The 4,727-nt window shown below is 62.2% G+C and carries 5 protein-coding genes; 2 read left to right on the forward strand and 3 right to left on the reverse strand.

The genetic code is table 11. The features are described 5' to 3' along the window. A partial coding sequence (locus VGD20_RS19675; protein ID WP_331136069.1) for a DEAD/DEAH box helicase occupies positions 1 to 1,116 on the reverse strand: 1,116 nt, incomplete at its 3' end. A gap of 394 nt (positions 1,117 to 1,510) precedes the next feature. Further along, complete coding sequence (locus VGD20_RS19680) at positions 1,511 to 2,032, reverse strand: hypothetical protein (protein ID WP_331136070.1); 522 nt, start codon at positions 2,030 to 2,032, stop codon at positions 1,511 to 1,513. A gap of 189 nt (positions 2,033 to 2,221) precedes the next feature. Here VGD20_RS19680 and VGD20_RS19685 point away from each other — a divergent pair, with 189 nt between their 5' ends. Further along, a complete protein-coding gene (locus VGD20_RS19685) occupies positions 2,222 to 3,646 on the forward strand; it encodes an FAD-binding oxidoreductase (protein ID WP_331136071.1) in 1,425 nt (474 codons plus the stop codon). 108 nt (positions 3,647 to 3,754) lie between these two features. Beyond that, entirely contained in the window at positions 3,755 to 4,534 is a 780-nt protein-coding gene (locus tag VGD20_RS19690; protein ID WP_331136072.1) for a SapC family protein, read from the forward strand. A 68-nt stretch (positions 4,535 to 4,602) separates the two neighbouring features. On the opposite strand, the gene VGD20_RS21780 is transcribed toward VGD20_RS19690, so the two are convergent. Continuing rightward, the gene (locus VGD20_RS21780; protein WP_349256382.1) at positions 4,603 to 4,695 is read right to left on the reverse strand and encodes a DUF1674 domain-containing protein; all 93 of its coding nucleotides are present in this window, start codon (positions 4,693 to 4,695) and stop codon (positions 4,603 to 4,605) included. Between the last annotated feature and the right edge of the window lie 32 nt (positions 4,696 to 4,727).

Below are 4,727 nucleotides of genomic sequence, written 5' to 3' on the forward strand. Positions count from 1 at the left end.
CGCGCCGCCGCCATGGATCGGGATCTTGTATCCCGTCAGCTTCTGGATGTTGTCGATCGCTTCGTCGTCGGACGGCGTCACGAGCGTGAAAGCGCGTCCCTTGGCACCCGCGCGCCCCGTGCGACCGATGCGATGGACATAATCGTCGGGATGCCAGGGCGCGTCGAAATTGAACACATGACTGACACCCTTGACGTCGAGCCCGCGTGCCGCGACGTCGGACGCCACCAGAATGTTGATCGTGCCGGCCTTGAAGCGGTCGAGTTCGGCGATGCGGCTCGACTGGTCCATGTCGCCATGGATCTCGCCCGCCTTGTAGCGATAGCGCTGGAGCGATTTCGCAAGCTCGCGAACGGTGGTCTTGCGGTTGCAGAAAATGATTGCGGTGCCGATGTCCTCGGCTTCGATCAGGCCGCGGAGCGTGTCGCGCTTGCTGCGTTCCGAGGTCTTGACCAGGAACTGCTCGATATTCTCGTTCCGGCTCGCCGGACGTGCGACCTCGATCGTCTTCGGATTCGAGAGGAACTTGTCTGCGAGCTTCTTGATCGGGGGCGGCATTGTCGCCGAGAACAGCAAGGTCTGGCGATTCGCGGGGAGCTTGGTGCAGATATTTTCGATGTCGGGGATGAAACCCATGTCGAGCATCCGGTCGGCCTCGTCGATCACGAGCAGGTTGCAGCCGGTCAGCAGGATCTTGCCGCGCTCGAACAGATCCATCAGGCGGCCGGGCGTCGCGATCAGAACATCCACACCGCGTTCCAGCGCCTTAACCTGATCGCCCATCTGCACGCCGCCGATCAGCAGCGCCATCGACAACTTGTGGTACTTGCCGTATTTTTCAAAATTCTCCGCGACTTGCGCCGCAAGTTCACGCGTCGGCGCAAGGATCAGCGAGCGCGGCATCAGCGCGCGGGCGCGGCCGTGGGCCAGAATGTCGATCATCGGAAGCACGAACGAAGCCGTCTTGCCGGTGCCCGTCTGGGCGATGCCGATGATGTCGCGCATCATCAAGACCGACGGAATGACTCCCGCCTGAATCGGCGTCGCTTCGTCATAGCCCGCCTCGTCAATGGCGCGCAAAAGTTCGTCGGAAAGGCCGAGGTCGGCAAATTTCATGAGGTGACATGTCCGGAAAAAGAGTTGGCGTCCTGCCTTCCACGTAGGCGGACGTTGCCGCGGCCATTGGGCAAACGGCAAGGAAAAGTCAAGGAAAGGCCGCGATAAACGCGAAAGAGTCAGGGTCGGCTCATTGCACAATCGAAGTTTGAAGCGATTTTGTTCCGGGCAAGGAAGCGCGGCGCAGGCATATGAACATATTCCAAGGCTCGCTGACACAGCCATGGGCAAAATCGGTCAAATCCCCCCTCCCGCTAAACGAGGGGGACGCCGAGATGACGTCGATCTCGGTCCCACGCGGCCTTGCAGATGGAACCACCATCTGCAGCGGGCACCCGAAGCCGATATCTTCACCATTGCTGCGCCTCGAATGCGCAATGAGCCGATCCTGACCCTAATCGTCGTCGCGAACGGGAACCATCAACCGGAACTTGTCGATCTCGCATTTCGCGCCCGTCCGCGCGTGGATCTGGTCACGATCCTCGCAAAGCTGTCCGTCCTTGCTGCCCTGCATGTAGAAACCCGCGTAAAAATCGAGCGCGCGGCAGCCGCGATTGAGTTGCGCGCGCAGCCGCTGCTTTTGCCGCGTGATCAGGTCGATGCTGTCGCGCTGGACGGCCTGCATCCCCAGGATGTTCCGCATCGACACGCATTTTGGCGCCTTCTTTTCTTTCCAGACTATCGGGAACTCGGTGGCGCGCCGCGAGGGAGCGGGGCCTGCTGCGAAGTCGTTGAGTTGGGAACGCCGCGCGGGAACGCGAATGATGAGCTGCTGTTCGATCACCATCTGCCAGAAGGACGAAGTCTGCCCGGGTGTCGGCGCCGATATCGCAACCAGCGGCTCGGGCGCAGCGACAGGCGCCGTTGCATCAGCCGCCGGCGCGGCCGCAAACCACAGGAATGCCACCGTCAGCACAGCCGCGCTGCCGCTCCTTCGGCGTCCTCACAGAAGATGCTGCTCACCCTTGGCTCCCGCGTCCATGCCCGCTGGACGAAAAGATACTATTCGTCCATCGCGCCTTTTAACAAGGATGATTGAACATCAAATGAACTGTTATCGATCCCTGCCCGCGCTCGGTGCGAAATGGCCTTGGAGTGAAATGGCATGACGCGCCCTCCGTCCGCATCGCTGCTCGGCGCTCTTGCAAACCTGCTCGGGCCAAAGGGCTATAGCACCGACCCCGACGTTATGGGCCCATGGCTGACCGACTGGCGCGGCAAATATCGCGGTGCTGCGCCCGCGATGCTGTCCCCCGCGACGACCGAAGAAGTCGCCGCCATCGTTAGCCTGTGCGCGAGCGCCGGCGTCGCGTTGGTCCCGCAGGGCGGCAACAGCGGCATGGTCGGCGGCGCGACCCCCGATACGAGCGGCAACCAGCTGTTGCTCAGCTTGCGGCGTATGAACCGGATTCGCGATATCGACGAAGCGGCCCATGTCGCGATCGCGGAGGCTGGCGTCATTCTCGAAAATTTCCATAATGCCGTTCTGACGCGCCAGCTCCGTTTCCCGCTGACGTTGGGAGGCAAGGGATCGGCAACGATCGGCGGATTGGTGTCGACCAATGCCGGGGGCACGCAAGTGCTGCGTCATGGGACAATGCGCGCGCTGGTCGCGGGCGTTGAGGCGGTGCTGCCGGACGGAAGCATCTTCGACGGACTGGCGCCACTCAAGAAGGACAATCGCGGCTATGACCTGCGGCATCTGCTTTGCGGAGCCGAAGGGACTTTGGGAATCGTCACCGCCGCCACGCTCCGCCTCGTGCCTGCCGCCACCGCGCGGCGTACCGCATGGATCGCGGTCGATTCGCCGGCAAGCGCACTGGTGCTGCTGCGCCGTCTCGACGCAGCTATCGGAAGCGAACTCGAGGGCTTCGAACTGATCCCTCATAGCTGTCTCGCCGCAGTGCTGCGCCACATTCCCCGGACGCGGGCACCGCTCGCAGCCCCTCATCCCTGGTATGTCCTCTCCGAACTGGCAGGAGATAACGCAGAGACCCTCGATCGGGCACTCGAACCCCAGCTTGCTGCCGCACTCGACGCCGGGCTGATCCGTGATGTTGTGATCGCCAAAAATGATCGCGAAAGCGAGGATTTCTGGCGGCTGCGCGATTCGATCTCGGAAGCCGAGCGCGCCGAAGGACCTGCGTTGCAGCACGATATCAGCGTTCCCGTCGATCTGATGCCGGCGTTTATCGCGGACAATCCGGGCCGGCTCGAACGCGCCTTCCCTGGTATCCGCGCCCTGTCCTTCGGCCATCTCGGCGATGGCAATGTCCATCACCATGTCCAGCCCCCCGCCGGCGCCGATGGCGCGGCATGGCTTGCCAAGCATGGCGCGGCGGTCAGCCGGCTGGTCTACTCGCATGTCATCGAACTCGGCGGGTCTATTTCGGCCGAGCATGGTATCGGCCAGATGAAGCGGGACATATTGGCCGAACTCGACAGTCCGGCACGACTGGCGGCGCTTCGCGGCATCAAGGATGGGCTAGATCCGGCGGGGATTCTCAATCCCGGCAAGCTAATCGCCTGACGATCTGGCGCCCGGCGCGATCGCCCCCTTGCGCGGCGAGGCCCGGATCAATAAGGCGCTGTATCCTTTTCGCTCCGGGCTACCGGGGCTCGCTACCGGAGTTCAATCATGGCCACTGCGCCCGCACCCGCCAACCTGCCGCTGTTCTACAGGGACCTCGTTCCGCTTTCGAGCGTCGAACATGCCGATTTCCGCGCTCGCGCGCTCGACAAGGCCGACTTCCTCGTCAACCAGCATGCAATCCCCCTGACCTCCGATGAATTCGTTTCGGCCTGCCGCTATTATCCGATCGTCTTTTCGGCGGGCGAAAATCCGGTTCCGCTGGCGCTGATGGGCCTCAACGAAGGCGTGAACACTTTCGTCGACGATGAAGGCAAGCTGCTCAATCCCGTTTACGTGCCCGCCTATGTCCGCCGCTACCCCTTCCTGCTCGCCCGGCTGCAGGAGGGCTCGGAAGAATTGTCGCTGTGCTTCGATCCGACGTCGGAAGCGATTGGCAAGTTCGACGAAGGCGACGCGCTGTTCGAAGACGGCCAGCCTGCCGGTTCGGTCCAGTCCGTTCTGGAGTTCTGCAAGAATTTTGAAGAAGCTGGCCAGCGCACCGGCTTTTTTGTCGAGGAACTGAAGAAGGCCGACCTGTTGATGGACGGCGAAGTCGCTATCCAGCAGGAAGGCAATGACAAGCCCTTCGTCTATCGCGGTTTCCAGATGGTCGACGAGAACAAGCTGCGCGAATTGCGCGGCGATGTCCTGCGCAAGCTGACGCAGAACGGTATTCTGGCGCTGATCTTCGCGCACCTCTTCTCGCTGCAGTTGATGCGCGAAATCTTTGCCGAGCAGGTCAAGGCCGGCAAGATGCCCGCCGTCATGGAACTCCCGACCGTTTGACGCACACCAAAATGGCCGCCTCGTACGAGGCGGCCATTTGAAATCCAATCGCCGGACGCTCGCCTGCGTCAGAAGTCGATCGCCAGCCCCTTCAGCTCCCAATCGCCATAGCGCACGGGATTGCGCCCGCCGGGTTGGTCTTCCGCCTTATCTTCATGCATCGGTTCGGGCGTGGGCACGGCGCTGTTCGTCC

The sequence above is a fragment of the Sphingopyxis sp. genome (assembly GCF_036402335.1).
Lineage (GTDB): Bacteria > Pseudomonadota > Alphaproteobacteria > Sphingomonadales > Sphingomonadaceae > Sphingopyxis.